The following is an 18563-nucleotide window of genomic DNA, read 5'->3' on the forward strand; positions in this document are numbered from 1 at the left end:
GATGATGAGCTTCGCCATCCTGGCTGGCCTGATCATCACGAGTTACGCAGGCTTAAAAACCTTACCCTTGCCAAGCTTTCTATCGACCGGCTGGCTCACAGGCTTGGTCCTGATTGCCGGCGGAAGCCTATTCTGCCGATGGAGGGCCAAGATGCTTTTGCCCGATCTGAACAACACCGCGAGTGTCGGGCGGTTCGCGGTCGGGGTTCTCGTTGCACAAGCCGTTTGCCATGTCGCGGCTATGACCGGGGCCTAAAGTCAGGCCAGATCGGGCTCGGCAAACAGGCGGCCCGCTCCCTATCCCCGCCCCACCGACTCCCGCACCACCAGTTCATGCGGCACCACCCGGTCCTCCACCGCGCGTGACCGTAGCGACGTCAACACCTGCTCGACCGCGCGGAAGGCCATGTCGCCCACCGGCTGGCGGATGACAGTCAAGGGCGGCCAGAGCCGCGCTGCGATCGCGGTGTCGTCGAAGCCGGTGACCGCCAGATCGCGTGGCAGGGACAGCCCCATGCGATGCGCCTCGCCGATCAACCCGGCGGCCATGTCGTCACTACTGCACAGGATCGCGCTAGGCCGGTCGGGGCGCGACAGCAGGACGCGCGCCGCCGCCGCGCCGCTGGCCGGTTCGAACTCGCCGCGTATCTCCAGCGTCGGATCGATGGCCAAGCCGCTCGCCACCAGCCCGTCGCGAAAGCCCGCCAGCCGCTCGTCCGCCACCGAGAAGCGCGCCAGCCCCGCGACGAAACCGATCCGGCGATGTCCCTGCCCCGTGACATGCCGGGTCAGCGCCGCCATCGCCGTCCGATTGTCGATCCGCACCGTCGAAATGTCCGGCAAGGCATGGCCCGTCGCGATCGCCGCCGCCGCGACGCCAAGTTGCTCGAACAGCCCCGACCCGCTGAGCAGTTCGGCGAAGGGCGGCACCAGGAGCACGCCCGCCGCGCCGCTCTGCACCAGCGCGCGTACCGCCGCCTCGGCCGCTTCGCGGGTCAGCCCCTCCTCGGCCTGGGCGATAAATTGCAGGCCGCGCGCATTGGTCGCGCGCAGGGCGCCGAGCAACACGGATTCGATGAAGGGCGTCCGCCGGTCGCTATAGATCAGCCCCAGCGTCGTCGCGCGCGCCTTGGCCAGCCGGCGTGCGGCGATATTGGGGCGGTATCCCAGTTCCTCGACGGCGGCGAGCACGGCCGCGCGCGTCGCCGGCCCGACCTTGCCGGTGCCGTTGATGACGTTGGACACGGTCATCGCCGACACGCCGGCGCGTTCGCCGACCGCGCGGATCGTGACTCCCTCGGGCTTGCGCATGGTCATGACCGGCATGGCGGTAACGGGCTTTTCCGTCACCGGCCAGTGCCCGCCATGGACCGGGGAGCCCCGTGCGTCAGACCGCGCCCGCCTTCAGCCCCTTGACCGCATGGTCGACCGCCCGCGCGGTCAGCGCCATGAAGGTCAGCGAGGGGTTCACGCACGAGATCGAGGCCATCTGCGCGCCATCGGTGACGAACAGGTTGGAAGCGTCATGCGCCTGGCTCCATTTGTTGAGCACCGAGGTGCGCGGGTCCGCGCCCATGCGCGCGCCGCCCATTTCGTGGATCGCGTCGCCGGGAATATGCTCCTGCTCGCCGCTGGTGACGTTCTTCATCCCCGCCGCGCGCAGCATCGCCTCGCCCTCGCGCCGCGCGTCCGCCATCATCTTCAGCTCATTGTCGCGGAAGGTGACGTCGAACTTCATCAGCGGCACGCCGAAGCGGTCGACCTTGCTCGGGTGGAGCGAGACGCGATTGTCCTCGTATGGCAGGCATTCACCGAATGCGCCCATGCTGAACTGCCACGGGCCATAGCGGCGCATGCCGTGCTTCATCTCGGCACCGAAGCCGACCGGCTTGGCCGCGTTGCGATAGGCCGATCCCTGATAGCCATAACCCCGCTTGAAGCCGAGGCCCTCGTCGCCCTTCAGATTGCGGAAGCGCGGCACATAGACCCCGCCCGGCCGCCGGCCATATTCGATCAGGTCGTCCATGCCGGGGATCTCGCCCGACACGCCGACGCGGAAGATATGGTCCATGACGTAGCGGCCGAGCGTCCCGCTCGAGTCGAAATGGCTCCGCTCCGAACCGGCCGCGCGCGAGTTCATCAGAATCTGCACCGACGCCATCGACGATGCGCAGACGAAGACCAGGTTCGCGGTCGCCTGCATCGCCTGACCGGTTTTGGCATCGATATAGCGGACGCCGGTCACCTTCTTCCTGGCCGCATCATAGTCGATGCCGGTCACCACCGCATCCGACTGCAACGTCAGCCGCCCGGTCGCGCGCGCCGCCGGTAAGGTCACCGCCTGGGTCGAAAAATAGGCGCCGAAGGAACAGCCATTGCCGCACTGGTTGCGGAACTGGCATTTGGTGCGGTTCTGGTCGGGCTTGTCCTCGGTCATGTTGGACAGGCGGGTATTGATCAGCTTGCGGCCCGGAAACTGGCCCTCCAGCCGCTCCTTCAGCCATTTTTCCGCGACGTTCATCGGGATCGGCGGCTGGAACTCACTATCGGGCAGATAGGGCAGGTTTTCGCGCGAGCCGGACACGCCGATATATTTCTCGACATAGGCGTACCAGGGCTCGACATCCTCATATCGGATCGGCCAGTCAGCCGCGACGCCCTCGCGCTTGTTCGCCAGGAAGTCATCCGGGCTCCAGCGGAACGACCAGCGTCCCCAGATCAGCGACTTGCCGCCGACCGCGCCGGGCCTGATCCAGTAGAATTTGCTCCCCTCGTCATAGGCATAGGGGTTCAGCCGGTCGTCATTGTAGAATTTGCGATTGCTTGGTGCGACATAGCCATGCTTGGCGATGAAATAGTCGCTGTCCATCAACGGCTTGGGCATGATGTTGCGCGCCGGCACCTCAAAGGCGGGCTTGCCGTCATAGGGATAGCCCTCGCCATGTTCGACCATGACGCCCCGGTCGAGCATCAGGACGCGCAGGCCCTTTTCGGTCAGTTCCTTGGCGGCGAACCCGCCGCTGATGCCCGACCCGATCACGATCGCGTCGAAACGGTCCGTCGCCGCCATGGCTGTCCTCCCTAATCTCTTATGTCGTTATATTGGTGCGTCATTGCGAGCGGAGCGAAGCAATCCAGGGCGTCTTGCCCGCGGCTCTGGATTGCTTCGCCGTGCTCGCAATGACGGGATGTGGCATGGTTTAGAACCGCAACGCCCGCAGCGTCCGGTAGCTGGTCGTGATGTCGGGCAGATAGGGCGCGGGCGCCTGGTCGTTCTCGACATAGAAATGCTTCACGCCCGCCAGCCCGTTGAGCTTGAAGATCGAGGCGAAGTCGGTCTGGCCCGCGCCCACCGCCGTCATGCTGCCATCGGCACGCGCATCCTTGACATGATAGGCATAGATGCGCCCGGCCAGCCGCCGGATCAGCGCCTTCACATCCTCGCCCGCGTGCAGCGCCCAATAGAGATCGATCTCCAGCTTCACGAGCCTGGGGTCGGTCGCCTTCAGCAGCCGCTCGTACAGGCTGACGCCGCCCGGCTTCACGGTGAACTCGAAATCATGATTGTGATAGGCGAAGCCCAGCCCTGCCTTCTTCAAGCCTTGCGCAAAGCGGTTGAAATTGGGCAGCGCCGCATTCCATCCCGCCTCGGTGCGATGCTCGTCGGTCATATAGGGCAGGATGACGGTGTCCGCGCCCAGCGTCTTGGCCATCGCCACGCTCTGGTCGAACTTGTCGCGCAGGCTTTCATAGGGGACATGGATCGACGGTGCCTTCAGCCCCAGCCGGTCCTGCGTGCGGCGAAGCATGGCATGGTCCATCGCGTCATAGCCGCCACCGCCATATTCGATCTCGCGATAGCCGATCCTGGCCACCGCCTCGAGCGTCTTGACCGGATCGGCGGCGAACAGCTCGCGGATCGTATAGAGCTGCAAGCCGATGGGCCCAAGCTGCGCCGCCTGCGCCTCGCCCGGCAGGAACCCGGCCGCGCCCAGACCCAGCCCGGCGCCGATGAGCGAACGACGATCGATCATGCCGAATATACCTTGTTGACCTGAGAATAGGGGAAGGCACCATTATATTCGCCGGGCACGGGCAGATATTCGCGCTCCTGCGTGATGCCGATTTCGGACGTGTAATAGCCGGTGATGACGAGCTGCCGGAACGGCTCGAAAAAGGCACGGCCCTCGGGGATGACGCCCTCCATCGCCTCGGTCAGCAGCGTGTCCTGCTGCTGCGCGGTCGCCTTGGCGGCGGCGAGCTTGTTGACGCTCTGGCTGCGCGCCTCGATCGCGTTCAGCCCGTTGACGATCGGCACCCGGTCCTCGGGCAGCGACCAGTCGGCCAGCATCTTCTCGATGAACGCCGGCACCTCGGCGGCGATCGCGCCGGGGGTGTCGGTGGTCGGCAGCACCCGCTCGGCCAGCGCGGTCATCGTCGCGCGTTGGGTGGGGGTGAAGACCGCGACGCTGGGCGGCCCTTCGGAAAGGACGGGGATGGCACCGCGCGTCTGTTCCACGGCGCCCGCCGCACGGGCGATGGGCGCGAACAGCGCGGAGCCGAACATGGCGGTGATCCCCGCCAGCGCGTGGCGGCGGTCGATATGGGGGTGGGCGATCATCGGGCATCCTCCGGCAGGTCCTGCGCGATCGCCTCGGGCGGCAGCGGGCGGACCCATATATTACGGAACGAAACGGGCGAATCATGATCCTGAAGCTGGATCGGCGCGGCATCGCCATGCGCCTGATACTGGCCGATCTGCCGCCAGACGGTGGTGCCCAGCATCGCCTGATGATTCTGGACCAGCACCCCGTTCAGGAACGCGGTGACATAGGCGGGGCGCAGTAGCTTGCCGTCCGCCGCGAAGCGCGGCCGCTCGAAGACGATGTCATAGCTCTGCCATTCGCCCGGCTTGCGCGACGGGTTCACCAGCGGCGGCTTCCAGGCATAGACCGCACCGACCGTGCCATCGGCATAGGTCGGGTTGTCATAGCCGTCGAGGATCTGAACTTCGTAGCGCTGCATGAACCAGATGCCGCTATTGCCGCGATCCTGCGACGCTTTCTGCGGCGGGGTCGGCGAGCGGAATTCGAGGTGCATCTGTACATCGCCGAAGCTCTGCTTGCTGACCAGCACGCTCTCCGCCTTGCCGTCGCGTGGCGGCACGGTCATCGCGCCGTCTTTCAGCACCCACGGCTTGCCGCTGGGCGTCCACGCATCCATCGAGCGCCCGTCGAACAACACCACCGCATCGGACGGCGCGCCGCCGGGTTGCGCGGCGGGCGTCACGACCTTGGGCGCGGGTCGGTCGGGGTCATGGACATGCCATTTGCCACCGGGCAGGATCGGCGTGTCGCGGAACCCCAGCCCCGGCTTGTCTTGCGCCACCGCGACGCTCGCCACGGCCAGTGCGATCAACGGCAATATCCGCATCGCTCCCCTCCTCATATTCTCGGATCGATCGCGCGATAGGCGGCGATCAGCTTGTCTTCGCCCGCCCGGCCCTTGACCGAATTGCCATGCTCCATGCCGATCACCCCGGCATAGCCCTGCGCCTTCAGGAAGCGGCAGACATTGGCGTAGTTGATCTCGCCGCTGCCCGGCTCGTTGCGGCCGGGATTGTCGCCGAACTGGATATAGCCGATCTCGTCCCAGCACAGCTTCATCGTCGGGATCAGATTCCCCGACTGAATCTGCTCGTGATAGAGGTCGGCCAGCACCTTCACGCCCGGGCTGTTCGCGCCGCGCGCGACCGCATAGCCCTCCGCGATCGACTGCATGAAGACGCCCGGATGGTTGGTCCGCGTATTGAGCGGCTCCATCACCAGCGCCATCCCATGCAGCGCGACGATGTCGCCCGCGCGGCGCATTACGTCGATGACCCGCCCCATCTGGATCGCGGGGTGCAGACGCTTGTCCATGAAGCCGGTGACGACCGTCATCCGCGTCGCGCCGACCCGTTTTGCGACATCGACCGCGCTGGTCACATCGGCAAGAAACGCCTGTCGCTCGGCATCGTCGTCACCACCCAGCAAGGGCCGCGATTCCGACCATTTGGGCATCGACGCGACGAACACGCCCATCGTCATCTTGCGGTCGCGCAGCGCCTTGGCGATCGCCTCCTGCTCCGCGATGGGGCGGAGGCGGTACTCATTGTCCTCCCAGGCCCAGAAGCCCTGATCGGCGGCATAGGCGATCTGCTCGACCGAGCTGTCGCCCCGGCTGGCGAAGCTGCCCAGATGCGGCGCGAAGCCCAGGGTGAAGCGCGCGGCATTCGAAGATCGACCGGCCTTCTGTCCCGCCAGCGTGGTGGCGGGGACGGCGGCGGCCAAGCCACCGATGACGGTACGACGCGACCAGTTCATGCGACGCTCTCCGCGACAGGGCGGCGGGGACGGCGGCGCTCGGCCAGCCAGATTCCGCCGAAGACGAACAACAGGATCACCGGCACGATCGCCAGCCGCGCGAAGGATTGCGATGCCGCCGCATCCTCGACCTGGCGCAGCGCCTCGCCGGTCAGCCGGGTGAACGCCTCCGGTCCACCGGCCAGCTCGACCTTGGCGGCGTCGAACATCGCGCCGAGGCGCGGCAGCACGAAGAAGCTTGCCAGCGCACCCGCCGATCCGACCAGCCCGAGCGCCCAGGCACCGCCGCGCGGATAACGCTCGGCGACCGAGGCGAGCATGGTCGGCCACATCGCGCAGACGCCCAGCCCCCACACGGTCGAGGCCAGGATCGCCGCCACCGGCGACTGCGCGCGCGACAGCAGGAACAGACCGATCCCCGCCAGCAGGCTCGACACCCAGAGCAGCCCCGGATTGGACAACCGCCCCGCGATCCGCCCGGCGAAATGGCGGAACACGAACATCAGCGCGCTGACATAGACCAGCAGCAGGATGCCGCGCATACCCACCCGGCTGCTGAGCGCCACGTCGAGCCACTGGCCCGGCGCGAGTTCGGAGGCGGCGGTCAGGAACATCGCGGCGAACCAGACGAAGAAGCTCGGCCGCTTGAAGACTTCGGCGATCATGCCGCCGAAACCGACGTCACGGACTTCGCGGGGGACCGGCGGAAAACGGGTGGTCGCCGCCATCACCAGCACGCCGAGCGCCGGGATCAGCACCAGCGCCATGATCGCCTGCCACGACAGCGCCTCCGCCAGGAACACTCCCGCCAGACCGCCGACGATCAGCCCGCCGGGATACCAGGCATGAAGCACGTTCAGGCGATGCGTCGTGTCTTCGGGATAAAGCCGTGCGGTCAACGGGTTGATCGACGCTTCCGCCAGACCCCAGCCGATACCGCTGAGCAGCATCCCGCCCCAGACGACATGATAGACGCCCATGCCGCTGGCGACCGAGCCCGCCCCGATGATCGCCGTCGTGCCGACGAGGAAACACAGGCCGCAGCCGATCAGCATCTGGCGCGCACCGATCCGGTCGAGCAGCGCGCTCGCCACGAACAGGGTCGCGGCAAAGCCCAGAAAGGCCGACCCCAGCGCCGATCCGATCAACTCCCCCGCCTCGACCGGCGCGATCGGGTCGATCCACTGCGCCTTCAGGCTGCTCGCCACCGCCGCACGCAGCGCCGCGCTGGCGGCGGCCGTGAACAGGGCCAGCACGCTCAGCCAGAATAGCCGCGACCGATTCTCCGGTATCGCTTCCATGCCCCTCTCCCGCTTATCTTTTTTGTCAGACTTGACCGTCCGGAGCGAATGGTCAAGCCATTGAATTATTATCCGTCATTGCAAGCGAAGCGCGGCAATCCAGGGCGTCTTGCCCGGGCACTGGATTGCTTCGCTGCGCTTGCAATGACGGAGAGCATATTTCAAATTCCCAGCCAGCGCCGATTGGCGGCCGGATCGCCCCCACCGGCGAAATCGTCGAAGGCGCGCTCGGCCCGCCGGATCATATGCGCGGCGATGAAGGGCGCCCCCTCCCGCGCGCCGTCCTCGGGATGCTTCAGGCAGCATTCCCATTCCAGCACCGCCCAGCCGGCATAGCCATATTGCGTCAGCTTGGAGAAAATGCCGCCGAAATCGACTTGTCCGTCGCCCAGCGAGCGGAACCGCCCCGGCCGGTCGACCCAGTCGCCATAGCTGCCATAGACGCCCGCGCGGCCGGTCGGATTGAACTCGGCATCCTTGACGTGGAACATGCGGATGCGGTCGTTATAAACGTCGATGAACTGCAGATAATCCATCGCCTGCAGCACGAAATGGCTGGGGTCGTAGAGGATGTTGGCGCGGGCATGGCCGCCGACCGCCTCCAGGAACCGCTCGAACGTCACGCCGTCATGCAGGTCTTCGCCGGGATGGAGTTCGTAGCAGAGGTCGACACCTTCCTCCTCGAACGCGTCCAGGATCGGCCGCCAGCGCTTGCCGAGTTCGGCGAACCCTTCCGCCACCAGCCCGGCGGGCCGCTGCGGCCAAGGGTAAACGAAGGGCCAGAGCAACGCGCCCGAGAAGGTCGCGTGCGCGTTCAAGCCCAATCGCCGGCTGGCCTTGGCGGCGTAACGCAGTTGCTGGACCGCCCATTCCTGTCGTTCGGCCGGCTTGCCCCGCACCGCCTCGGGCGCGAAGCCGTCGAACGCCGCATCATAGGCGGGATGGACCGCGACCAGTTGCCCCTGCAAATGGGTCGACAATTCGGTGATCGCGACGCCCGCCTCGGCGCAGCGCCCGGCCAGATCGTCGCAATAATCCTGGCTTTCGGCGGCCAGCTTCAGGTCGATGCAGCGCGCATCCCAAGTCGGGATCTGCACGCCCTCATAACCCGCTTCCGCCATCCAGCCCGCCGCCGAGTCGAGCGTGTCGAACGGGGCGGCATCGCCCATGAACTGTGCCAGGAAGATACCCGGCCCGCGCATCGCCGAGGATGGGGCGGTCTCGGTCACTTCGCGGTCTCGGCCTTGAGGTACGCGATCAGCGCGGCGCGCTTGGCGGGGTCGGCGACGCCGATCGGCATGCGCGTGCCCGGCACCTTCTTCATCGGCGCGGCGATGAATTCATTCAGCGTCTTGTCATCCCATTTCAGCCCCGACGCCTTCATCGCGGGTGAATAGTTGAAGCCGGCGATACTGCCCGCCTGCCGCCCGAAGACGCCGTTCAGATTGGGGCCGACCCCGTTGCGCCCGCCCTTGTTGAGCGTGTGGCACGCGCGGCACGCGGCGAACGCCTGCGCCCCGGCGGCGGGCGCGGTCTGCGCGGTCGAAGGTGCCTGCACCGCCAGCATCATCGCGATCGTGCCCGGCAGGGCGGCCAACCAGACGAGTTGCCTCATCCTCTCTCTCCTGAAATTTTCTTGTCCAGACTCGCTGGTTCTACACGGAGTTTACCGGTAAACCCGTGGCTTGCAAGTATCGAATGTCGCCTTTCGAGCGACGCGCATGACGGGAGAGGATGATGGCGGGACGCAGGCTGAAACTGGCGATGGCGGGCGGCGGCGAGGGCGCGTTCATCGGCGGCGTGCACCGGATGGCGGCGGCGCTGGATGGCGACTGGCAGTTGGTCGCGGGTGCGTTCAGCAGCGACCCAGCACGCAACCGGCGCACCGGCGAACAGCTCGGCCTCGACCCTGCGCGGGTCCATGACACGCTGGATGCGCTGCTCGCCGACGAACGCGCGCGCCCCGAGGGCGAACGGATCGACGCGGTCGCGATCGTCACGCCCAACCATCTCCACGCCCCCATGGCGATCGCCGCGCTCGATGCGGGCTTCCCCGTGTTCAGCGAAAAGCCGATGGCGATGAACCTGGCCGAGGCGCAAGCCATCGCCGAGGCGGCGCGGGCGTCGCGCCGGCTTTACGCGCTGGCCTTCACCTATAGCGGCTATCCGATGGTCGAAGAGGCGCGCGCCCGCGTCGCGCGCGGCGATTTCGGTCGCGTCCGGCTGGTCCATGTCGAATATGTCCAGGGTTGGCTGAGCAGCCCGCTCGACCGCGAAGGCAACAAGCAGGCCGAGTGGCGCACAGATCCCGCGCGGGCGGGTCTCGGCGGCGCGCTGGGCGATATCGGCACCCATGCCTTCCAGCTGGCCGAGCATGTCTCCGGCCTCACGGTCGAGGCGCTGTCGGCGGATGTGACCACTCATGTGGCGGGACGGATGCTCGACGACGACGTCAATGTCCTGCTGCGCTTCGCCGAGGGCGCGCGCGGCACGCTGCGCGCCACGCAGGTGGCGGCTGGCGAGGAGAATGGCCTGCGCATCCGCATCCACGGCGAGAAGGGCGGGCTGGAATGGTCGCAGATGGAGCCGAACACGCTGACCCTGCGCTGGCTCGACCGCCCCGCCGAGATCGTCCGCGCCGGCGGCCCGGGCCTCAGCCCCACCACCCTGCCCCGCCTGCGCACTCCCTCGGGCCATCCGGAGGGCTATATCGAGGCGTTCGGCAACCTCTACCGCGCGGTCGCGGGAAGCCTGCGCGACGATGCCCCGACGGGTGGCGCATTGGGTGAGCCCGACTGGTTTCCGGGGCTGGAATCCGGATTGCGGACGATGGCGTTCGTCGAGGCGGTGCTGGAAAGCGCGCGGTCGGACGAGAAGTGGACCGTGTTTCCCGCGCTAGCCGACTGAGTGCGTTGAGCCGGCTTGACGCAATTCCCATCACATCGATACGTTTTGAAAACGATCGATGGGGAGTTGATCATGCGGTGGTTCGGCATTGGAATGGCGCTGCTGGTCCTGGCGGGTTGCAGCAAGGCGCCCGATCAGGATCAGGCCGGCGAAACCGCGAGCAAGGCCGGCGGCCTGGCCTTTTCCTATCGCTACGACGTGCGCCTGCCGTCGGCGCGGATTTCCGATGCACAGGAGTTGCAAGCGCAGGCATGCGAGCGGCTGGGCGCACGGTGCCGTATCACCGGCATGGCGTTCAACGTCGACAGTTCGGGTCGCGCCTCCGCCAGTCTGGATATGAGTGTCGCCTCGGCCATCGCCCGTACCTTTGGCCGGGAAGGCGTCAAGCGGGTCGAAGCGGCGGGCGGCGCGCTGACCGGTGCCGAGATCATCGGCAAGGATACCGTGCCCGACATCCAACAGGCCGATGCCAGCGCCGCCGATGCCCGGACCGATCGGAGTGAAATCGACAAAAGGCTGGCGATTCAGGGCCTGCCGGCTGCCGAACGAAGCGAATTGCTGACCCGCCGCGCCGCGCTGGAGCGGCAGGAACGCGACAATCTCGCCGCCAAGGCCGCCACCCAGGCCAGCGTCACCTTCACGCCCATCAGCTTCTATTACGCCGCCGGGTCCGGCGTCGGACTACAGGCGCAGCTGAGCGAGGTAGCGAACATCGCCTATGCCTCGCTCAGCTGGACGATCACGACGGTCCTGACCCTGCTCGCCTATCTGGGGCCGCCCCTGTTGCTGGGGCTGCTCCTGGCGGTGGCATGGTTTCATGTCGGGCGGCGCTGGTTCGCCCGGCTGTTTCCCGCCGATCGGGACCGCTGAGCCGGTCAGACCCGCCCGCGCACGATCCCGGCCGCGCTGGCGAGCACCGCGACGTCCTCGGCGAAGCCCGTCTTGGTCTGGCCGTAGCGTCCCAATGCGGCCATCCGCCCGCGCCAGCCGGGATAGGAAGCGACCACCGCCGTCACGCCGCCGATCGCCGCACCCAGCCAGCGACGCTTGGGGTCGACCAGCGCCGCGCCGGCGATCGCCGAGGTCGTGAAGCGCGCGACCAGACCGATCGGCACGATCCGATCGGGCGCGGTCTTCTGCTTGTCGCCCGCCATTTCACCGATCGCGAGCGCCAGCGTGCCGACGACGACGACCGGATTGGCCAGCCAGCGCAGCACGCCCTTGCCCGGCTTCAATTCGCCCCGCGCGGCGGCGATCGACACGGCGGCAAGCGGCGTCATCGCGCGCTGTCCGCCGACCAGACCCATTTTGAACGATGCGAGCATGACCATGACCTCATGTCTTGGAAACAGATCGCCCCAACGCTCGCCCCCGTCCGGCGGGTTCCCCCTTCCCTTCAACACCCCGGCTTTGGCATCATCCGCGCCATGATCCGCATCCTGACCGCCGCCGCGCTGCTGGCGCTTGCCGCCTGTTCCTCCAACGACCAGCCCGAGGGGCTGAGCGAGGCGGAGAACCGCCAGCTGAACGAAGCCGCCGCGATGCTCGACGCCAAGGCGGTCGATCTGAACGCGATCGCCCCTTCGGACGTTGAGGCGACGACATCCACCGATAACGAAAGCTGATGCCGTCATGACCGATACGCCGCTCCGCCGCCTGGGCTCGACCGACCTGATGATCGCGCCGCTGGTGCTGGGCGGCAACGTCTTCGGCTGGACCGCCGACCGGGACGCGAGTTTCGCGGTGCTCGACGCATTCGTCGACCAGGGCGGCACGATGATCGATACCGCCGACGTCTATTCCGCCTGGGTCGACGGCCATCGGGGCGGCGAGTCCGAGACGATGATCGGCGAATGGCTGAAGGCCAGCGGCAAGCGCGACCAGGTGCTGATCGCGACCAAGGTCGGCATGCTGCCCGGCGAGGGCGGCGAGAAGCTGGCCCCCGCGCGCATCGCCGCGGCGGCGGAAGCGTCGCTCAAGCGGCTCCAGACCGACCGCATCGACCTGTATTTCGCGCATCAGGATGACGAGGATCAGCCGCAGGAGACGGTGATGGAGGCCTTCGCCAGGCTGGTCGAGGCGGGCAAGGTCCGCGTGATCGGCGCCTCCAACTTCCATGCCGCCCGGCTGATGCGCGCCAACAACGCCGCGCGCGACGCCGGCCTCCCGCGCTACCATGTGCTGCAGCCCGAATATAATCTGGTCAGCCGCCACAAATATGAGGGCGAGCTGCAGGATTACTGCGTCACCGAGAATATCGGCGTCGTGCCCTATTACGGCCTCGCCTCGGGCTTCCTGACCGGCAAATATCGCAGCGAGGCCGATCTGTCGCAAAGCGTGCGCGGACAGAAGATGGGCGAACTGCTTCACGGCAAGGGTGCGGAGGTGCTCGCCGCGCTCGACGGCGTGGCCGAGGAAACCGGGGCCACTCCGGCGCAGGTCGCGCTCGCCTGGCTGATGGCACAGGCCGGCGTCACCGCGCCGATCGCGAGTGCTACCAGCGTCAAGCAGTTGTCCGAACTCACCCCCGCCATGCGGCTCCGACTGTCGGAGGATCAACTCGCGCGGCTAAATGCGGCCGGATCGTAACCACATAAAATATGTTAGTCGGCGGAAACCATCACGATGACCAAATCATTAAAGCCGCATGACTTCTACACCACGTACCATCATGGTGGTCGATGATCAGTTCCTCCTGCTGCTCCATACGCAATTCGCGTTGGAGGATGCGGGATACCAGGTCGTTCAGGCAAGCTCGGCGGACGAAGCGCTGCGCATGCTCGACAGCAATCCGGGCATCAGCGCGATCTTCACCGATGTGGTGATGCCCGGGTCGCTGGACGGTGCGGCCTTGGCCGCGCGAGTGCGGGATAGCCATCCGCACGTCACGGTGATCGTCACCTCCGGTGAACCCGGATATGATCCGGCGACGCTGCCGGCCGAGGTTCGCTTCCTCCCGAAACCCTATACCGGCCACGAGGTCATTCGCCTGATCGGCGACCTGTCGGCCGGAAACGATCTGCGTCAGGCCGCCTTCGCCTGAAAAGTGGCGGGGCGGCCGATCAGATAGCCCTGAATCTGTTCGCAGCCCAGCGCCTGCAGCACCGCATATTGCTGCTCGCTCTCCACACCCTCGGCCACGACGGGGATGTTCAGACTGCGCCCCAGGCCGACCGAGGCCCGCACGATCGACAGCGCCGGCCCCTCCTCGTTCATCCCGGCGATGAAGCTACGGTCGATCTTGATCTTGTCGAACGGGAATTGCTGCAAACTGCTGAGCGACGAATAGCCGGTTCCGAAATCGTCCATCACGATGCGGACCCCGGCGGCGCGCAGGGCCCGCAAATTGGCCATGGCGGTGTCGCGCTCGTCGATCAGCACGCCCTCGGTCACCTCGACTTCCAACCGGCACGGGGCAAAGCCTAGCGCCTCTATCGCCGCCAGCATCCGCGCCGCCAGCGCCGGGTCGCGCAGCTGGACGGGCGACAGGTTGATCGCCAGCATCCATTCGATTGGCCATTGCCGCGCCACCGTCAGCGCCTCAACGAGCAGATGCTGGCCGATCTCGGCGATCAGGCCATCCTCTTCGGCGATGGCGATGAAGACATCGGGCGACACCGCCCCCAGGACCGGATGGGTCCAGCGGGCCAGCGCCTCCTGCCCGATGATCCGCCGCGTCGCGCAGTCCGCGATCGGCTGGAACGCCAGATGCAGTTCGCCGCGCGTCACCGCGTCGCATAGTTCATGCGCCAGCCAGCGGCGCTGCCGGCGCTCCTCGTCCATCGCCGCGTCGTAATGGCGCGCGCGATTGCGACCGTCCGCCTTCGCGCGATACAGCGCGATGTCCGCACAGGCATGGAGTTCATCCCCCTCCAGCGCATGATGTTGCGACAGGGCGACGCCGATGCTCAGGCGGATCACCGGGGTGGCGGCCTCATGGCCCGCAATCGCGAATATCCGCTCGACCAACGCGGCGGCGTCACGCTCCCCATCGGACAGGACATGGATGATCGCGAACTCGTCGCCGCCGATCCGCGCGACCACATCGCCCTCGCGTGCCGCCGTCGCCAGCAGCGCGGCGGTGCGGATCAGCATCTTGTCCCCGGTCGCATGGCCCAGCGTGTCGTTGACCCCCTTGAACCCGTCCAGATCGATCGCGAGCAGCGCGACCCGCTGCCCCGCCAGCAACAGCGCGGCCAGCCGTTCGGAAAAGACCACGCGGTTCACCAGCCCGGTCAGCGGATCGTGATGCGCCAGATACTCGACCTGACGCTGAATCCGCGCCCGCTCCGCGCCCGCGCGCGACAGCGCCTCCAGCCCGCGCGTCAGTTCGCCGATCTCGTCATGGTCGGCCGCCATGGGCAAGGGGGCGAGCGGCTGGCCGGCATTCATCGTCCGGATCGCCGCGACGATGTCGAGCAGCGGCCGCACGATCCGCCGCCGCAGCCAGACGATCAACAGGGTGACGAAGAACAGGATCAACACGCCCGCCATCGCCACCTGGATCAGCGCATGGCGCGCCAGCTGCTCGACCTGCGTTCCGCTGATCGCGAGCTGCCGGTTGAGCAGATCGTGCGAGGTCTGCCGCGCCTGTTCCAGCGCGTGCAGGCTGGCGACGAAGGCGGGCATCCCGGCCTTGACCGATGCGGCTCCCTGGCGTGCGCCGGCCATCAGCGCCATCGCCGCCGTGGCGAATTGGCGTTGCACGCGATGCTCGGCGATCAGCGCGACATGGATCGACCGGGGCATGTCGGGCGAGACGGTGACGGGTGTCGACAGGCCGGCGACCGTCTCACGCTCCAGCGGCCGCCAGCGCGCATCGGCGACGGCACGCCCCTTTTCCACGTCGCGGGTCAGATCGCCGATCGCGATGCGCAGCGCGCGCAGCCGGGCGTCCTCGGCATCATGTCGTGTGATCGTCGCCGTCAGATGGCGGTTCGCCTTGACCGTCGTCAGCAGCTGGCTGCCCAGCACCAGGCCCAGTCCGCACAGCGCGAGCGACACCAGCAGGCCGATGGTCAGCATCACCGCGAAGCGGAACTGCAAGGACCGATGGCGATGCGACAAAGCTCTCATCGCGCGAACCCTAGTTCCATGATGCTTAAAAATGGTGAAGCCATGGTCAGTCGCCCGCGAAGACGAGCGGCGCGACCCGCCGTTCACGCTCGGTGGTCAGCAGGCTGCGGCCCATGGGGGGATGCGATCGCTGCGGGCAGTCGGGGCGGGTGCAGCGCCGGCACCCCGGCCCGATCGGCGTCGCCGCTCCCTTCAGGTCGCGCCCCCGCGCCGCCGCCAGTCCATCGGCCAGCGACGCCTCCACCCCCAGGACGATGACGAAGCGCGCGGTGACCCCGCTGATCGAACGTCCCGCCTTCTCGATGCCCGAGGCCATGGTCAGGAGCCGCACGCCGCCCTCCATTTCGACCAGCTCGGTCAGCGTCTCGCCCGGCCGGTCGACCAGGGACAGCGCCCGCCACAAGGGGCAGCGCCCCTCCGCCTCGACCAGCGCGGGATGCGCGGGGCCGGCATAGCGTTTCGACACCTGCCCCGCCCGATCCAGCCGCATCAGGAAAAAGGGCAGGCCGCGCGCGCCCACGCGGCCGAGCGTCGTCAGCCGGTGCGCCAGTTGCTCGCGCGACACGGCGAAGCGGCGCTCCAGGACGGGCAGGTCATAGCCCGTCGCCTCGCACGCGCGCAGGAACCGCGCATAGGGCATGACCAGCGCGGCGGCGAAATACTGGCCCAGATAGCGGCGGAACAGCCGTTCGGCGGTGCGGTCACCGAACGCCGCGCCGCGCGTCAGCGCGTCGATCTCACCCCGCGCCTCCAGCAGCCCCAGCTGCATCGTCAGCGCGAAGACGCGTGCGGGCCCCTCCAGCATTTCCGACAGCTGGATCTGGCGGGCATGAAGGTCGAGGCGAACGAGCGTGTCCGGCAGGATGTCGATCGGCAGGATGCGGATAGACAGCGCATGACGCACGCGCAGCCGCTCGGTAAGCGCACCGTACAGATCGGCCGCCCCCATGCGGAGTTCGTCGGCCAGCATTTCGGCGGCGGCATCCAGATCCGGGAAGTGATTGCGCCAGCGTTCGATCTCGCGGCGGACCATCATCGTCGAATCGATCGCGACCGGAGTGGCGGCCCGCGCGCCCTCCCCGCTCCAACGGTCGAAGGCACGGGCGAACGCCTCCGCGCCGCCGGGTGCTGCGGCCAGCCATTCCTCCAGCTCGGCGCGGTCGATCTCCAGATCGGCGAACATGGGATCGGCCAGCCGCCGCCGCATCGCCGCCGCGCCGCCGCCCGGCGCATCGGCCGTCAGCGCGCGCGGATCGAAGTCGAACGTCTCGACCAGCCGGACCAGCAACGCCGCCGACACCGGCCGCTGGTTGCGTTCGATCAGGTTGAGATAGCTGGGCGAGATGTCGAGCATCTCGGCCATCGCCGCTTGCGACAGACCCTGCTGGCGACGCAGCCGCCGCACTGCATGGCCCGCGATCAGCTTTGCCGTACTCATGTCGCCGCTCCCTCTCCGACGATGCTGCGCCCCGCCAACCAGCTTGTCAATTCTTTACATTGCGACTTTTGATAGCTTGGCGATGATGACGTCATCACCCGCCATTTCTTACCACTTGCTGTTCTACGTCGCCCTCACCCGTCAATCTCATCATCAAGGACAGTGACTTTGTAAAGGATATGCCATGACGCTCAGCTTCTCCGACCTCATTCCCGCCCCCGCCGGGCGGTTCGACGGGATCGAGCGCCCCTACAGCCCGGCCGATGTCCAGCGGCTGCGCGGGTCGGTGGCGATCGAGCATACGCTGGCACGGCGCGGCGCGCTGAAGCTCTGGGAGCTGTTGCGGACCGAGGATTATGTCCATGCGTTGGGCGCGCTGTCGGGCAATCAGGCGATGCAGATGGTGCGCGCCGGGTTGAAGGCGATCTATCTGTCGGGCTGGCAGGTGGCGGCCGACGCCAACACGGCGGGACAGATGTACCCGGACCAGTCGCTCTACCCCGCCAATGCCGGGCCCGAACTGGCGCGGCGGATCAACGCGACACTGGCGCGCGCCGACCAGATCGAACATGCCGAGGGCGGCGTCACCCGCGATTGGTTCGCCCCGATCGTCGCCGATGCCGAAGCGGGGTTCGGCGGGCCGCTCAACTGCTTCGAGATCATGAAATCCTATATCGCGGCGGGTGCGGCGGGGGTCCATTTCGAGGACCAGCTCGCCTCGGAAAAGAAGTGCGGGCATCTGGGCGGCAAGGTTCTGATCCCCACCCAGACGCATATCCGCAATCTGGACGCGGCACGGCTGGCGGCCGACGTGTCGGGCGTACCGACGATCATCTGCGCGCGCACCGATGCCGAAAGCGCGCGCCTGATCACCTCCGAGGTCGACGAGCGCGACCGCGAGTTCCTGACGGGCGAGCGGACCGCCGAGGGCTTCTACCGCCTGAAGGAGGGAACCGGCGTCGACCATTGCATCAAGCGCGGACTGGCCTTCGCCCCCCATGCCGACCTGTTGTGGTGGGAGACGTCCAAGCCCAATCTCGACGATGCGCGCCGCTTCGCCGAGGCGATCAAGCGCGAGCATCCGGACAAGATGCTGGCCTATAATTGCTCGCCCAGCTTCAACTGGGAGAAGAATCTCGACCGCGACGACATCGCCCGTTTCCAGCGCGAGATCGGGGCGATGGGGTACAAGTTCCAGTTCGTTACGCTGGCGGGGTTCCACCAGCTGAACTTCGGCATGTTCGAGCTGGCGCGCGGTTATCGCGATCGGGGCATGGCGGCCTATTCCGAACTGCAACAGGCCGAGTTCGCCGCCGAGGACCATGGCTATACCGCGACCCGCCACCAGCGCGAGGTGGGCACGGGCTATTTCGACCTCGTTGCCCAAGTGGCAGCGGGCGGCGAAAGCTCGACCACCGCACTCGCCGAATCGACCGAAGCCGCCCAGTTCGAGCAGGCGGCATAATAACCCCGAAA

General features: G+C 67.2%; 19 protein-coding genes. 7 read left to right on the forward strand and 12 right to left on the reverse strand.

What is annotated here, in order from left to right; all coding sequences use genetic code 11:
* Position 1 precedes the first annotated feature (1 nt).
* A complete protein-coding gene (locus GGR48_RS17920; RefSeq protein WP_206362487.1) occupies positions 2-256 on the forward strand; it encodes a hypothetical protein in 255 nt (84 codons plus the stop codon).
* A 41-nt stretch (positions 257-297) separates the two neighbouring features.
* Here the strand turns inward: GGR48_RS17920 and GGR48_RS06680 are convergent, their stop codons facing one another.
* The 9 genes from GGR48_RS06680 to GGR48_RS06720 all read right to left on the reverse strand — a co-directional run bounded on the left by GGR48_RS06680 (position 298) and on the right by GGR48_RS06720 (position 9281).
* On the reverse strand, positions 298-1350 hold the full coding sequence (locus GGR48_RS06680) for a substrate-binding domain-containing protein (protein WP_183951108.1): 1053 nt from the start codon (positions 1348-1350) through the stop codon (positions 298-300).
* 37 nt (positions 1351-1387) lie between these two features.
* The gene (locus tag GGR48_RS06685; protein ID WP_183951109.1) at positions 1388-3070 is read right to left on the reverse strand and encodes a GMC family oxidoreductase; all 1683 of its coding nucleotides are present in this window, start codon (positions 3068-3070) and stop codon (positions 1388-1390) included.
* 130 nt (positions 3071-3200) lie between these two features.
* The gene (locus GGR48_RS06690) at positions 3201-4034 is read right to left on the reverse strand and encodes a sugar phosphate isomerase/epimerase family protein (protein ID WP_183951110.1); all 834 of its coding nucleotides are present in this window, start codon (positions 4032-4034) and stop codon (positions 3201-3203) included.
* Positions 4031-4621, reverse strand: coding sequence for a gluconate 2-dehydrogenase subunit 3 family protein (locus GGR48_RS06695; RefSeq protein ID WP_183951111.1), 591 nt, complete (start codon positions 4619-4621; stop codon positions 4031-4033). The genes GGR48_RS06690 and GGR48_RS06695 overlap by 4 nt, the downstream gene beginning before the upstream one ends.
* Positions 4618-5433: a 3-keto-disaccharide hydrolase gene (locus tag GGR48_RS06700; protein ID WP_183951112.1), complete on the reverse strand. Its 816-nt coding sequence runs from the start codon at positions 5431-5433 to the stop codon at positions 4618-4620. Before GGR48_RS06700 ends, GGR48_RS06695 begins: the two co-directional genes overlap by 4 nt.
* Positions 5434-5444: 11 nt before the next feature.
* Positions 5445-6365, reverse strand: a complete 921-nt coding sequence (locus GGR48_RS06705) for a hydroxypyruvate isomerase family protein (protein ID WP_183951113.1) — start codon at positions 6363-6365, stop codon at positions 5445-5447.
* On the reverse strand, positions 6362-7666 hold the full coding sequence (locus GGR48_RS06710) for an MFS transporter (RefSeq protein WP_183951114.1): 1305 nt from the start codon (positions 7664-7666) through the stop codon (positions 6362-6364). Before GGR48_RS06710 ends, GGR48_RS06705 begins: the two co-directional genes overlap by 4 nt.
* 161 nt (positions 7667-7827) lie before the next feature.
* Positions 7828-8868 carry a sugar phosphate isomerase/epimerase family protein gene (locus GGR48_RS06715; protein ID WP_183951181.1) on the reverse strand — a complete coding sequence of 347 codons (1041 nt, stop codon included), beginning with the start codon at positions 8866-8868 and terminating at the stop codon, positions 7828-7830.
* Between the two features lie 23 nt (positions 8869-8891).
* Positions 8892-9281 carry a c-type cytochrome gene (locus GGR48_RS06720; RefSeq protein WP_240456039.1) on the reverse strand — a complete coding sequence of 130 codons (390 nt, stop codon included), beginning with the start codon at positions 9279-9281 and terminating at the stop codon, positions 8892-8894.
* 122 nt (positions 9282-9403) lie between these two features.
* On the opposite strand from GGR48_RS06720, the gene GGR48_RS06725 reads away from it, so the two are divergent.
* Entirely contained in the window at positions 9404-10573 is a 1170-nt protein-coding gene (locus GGR48_RS06725; RefSeq protein ID WP_476749643.1) for a Gfo/Idh/MocA family protein, read from the forward strand.
* Positions 10574-10666: 93 nt separating this feature from the next.
* Positions 10667-11443, forward strand: coding sequence for a hypothetical protein (locus GGR48_RS06730; protein WP_221211414.1), 777 nt, complete (start codon positions 10667-10669; stop codon positions 11441-11443).
* Positions 11444-11448: 5 nt separating this feature from the next.
* On the opposite strand, the gene GGR48_RS06735 is transcribed toward GGR48_RS06730, so the two are convergent.
* Positions 11449-11898, reverse strand: a complete 450-nt coding sequence (locus tag GGR48_RS06735; RefSeq protein ID WP_240456040.1) for a DUF4126 family protein — start codon at positions 11896-11898, stop codon at positions 11449-11451.
* Between the two features lie 102 nt (positions 11899-12000).
* Here GGR48_RS06735 and GGR48_RS06740 point away from each other — a divergent pair, with 102 nt between their 5' ends.
* From GGR48_RS06740 to GGR48_RS06750, 3 genes are all read left to right on the forward strand, one after another.
* Positions 12001-12198 (forward strand): hypothetical protein, encoded by a 198-nt coding sequence (locus GGR48_RS06740; protein WP_183951118.1) that lies wholly within the window; start codon positions 12001-12003, stop codon positions 12196-12198.
* A 7-nt stretch (positions 12199-12205) separates the two neighbouring features.
* The gene (locus tag GGR48_RS06745; protein ID WP_183951119.1) at positions 12206-13162 is read left to right on the forward strand and encodes an aldo/keto reductase; all 957 of its coding nucleotides are present in this window, start codon (positions 12206-12208) and stop codon (positions 13160-13162) included.
* An 82-nt stretch (positions 13163-13244) separates the two neighbouring features.
* On the forward strand, positions 13245-13616 hold the full coding sequence (locus tag GGR48_RS06750; RefSeq protein ID WP_206362489.1) for a response regulator: 372 nt from the start codon (positions 13245-13247) through the stop codon (positions 13614-13616).
* Here the strand turns inward: GGR48_RS06750 and GGR48_RS06755 are convergent.
* Complete coding sequence (locus GGR48_RS06755) at positions 13598-15649, reverse strand: putative bifunctional diguanylate cyclase/phosphodiesterase (protein ID WP_183951121.1); 2052 nt, start codon at positions 15647-15649, stop codon at positions 13598-13600. The two genes, GGR48_RS06750 and GGR48_RS06755, sit on opposite strands and share 19 nt — an antisense overlap.
* Before the next feature lie 46 nt (positions 15650-15695).
* Positions 15696-17087 carry a helix-turn-helix domain-containing protein gene (locus GGR48_RS06760; protein ID WP_183951122.1) on the reverse strand — a complete coding sequence of 464 codons (1392 nt, stop codon included), beginning with the start codon at positions 17085-17087 and terminating at the stop codon, positions 15696-15698.
* 184 nt (positions 17088-17271) lie between these two features.
* Between GGR48_RS06760 and aceA the strand changes: the two genes are divergently transcribed.
* A complete protein-coding gene (gene aceA, locus GGR48_RS06765; RefSeq protein ID WP_183951123.1) occupies positions 17272-18552 on the forward strand; it encodes an isocitrate lyase in 1281 nt (426 codons plus the stop codon).
* Positions 18553-18563 lie beyond the last annotated feature (11 nt).

Origin of the sequence: Sphingomonas pseudosanguinis (assembly GCF_014196255.1) — a bacterium.
Lineage (GTDB): Bacteria > Pseudomonadota > Alphaproteobacteria > Sphingomonadales > Sphingomonadaceae > Sphingomonas > Sphingomonas pseudosanguinis.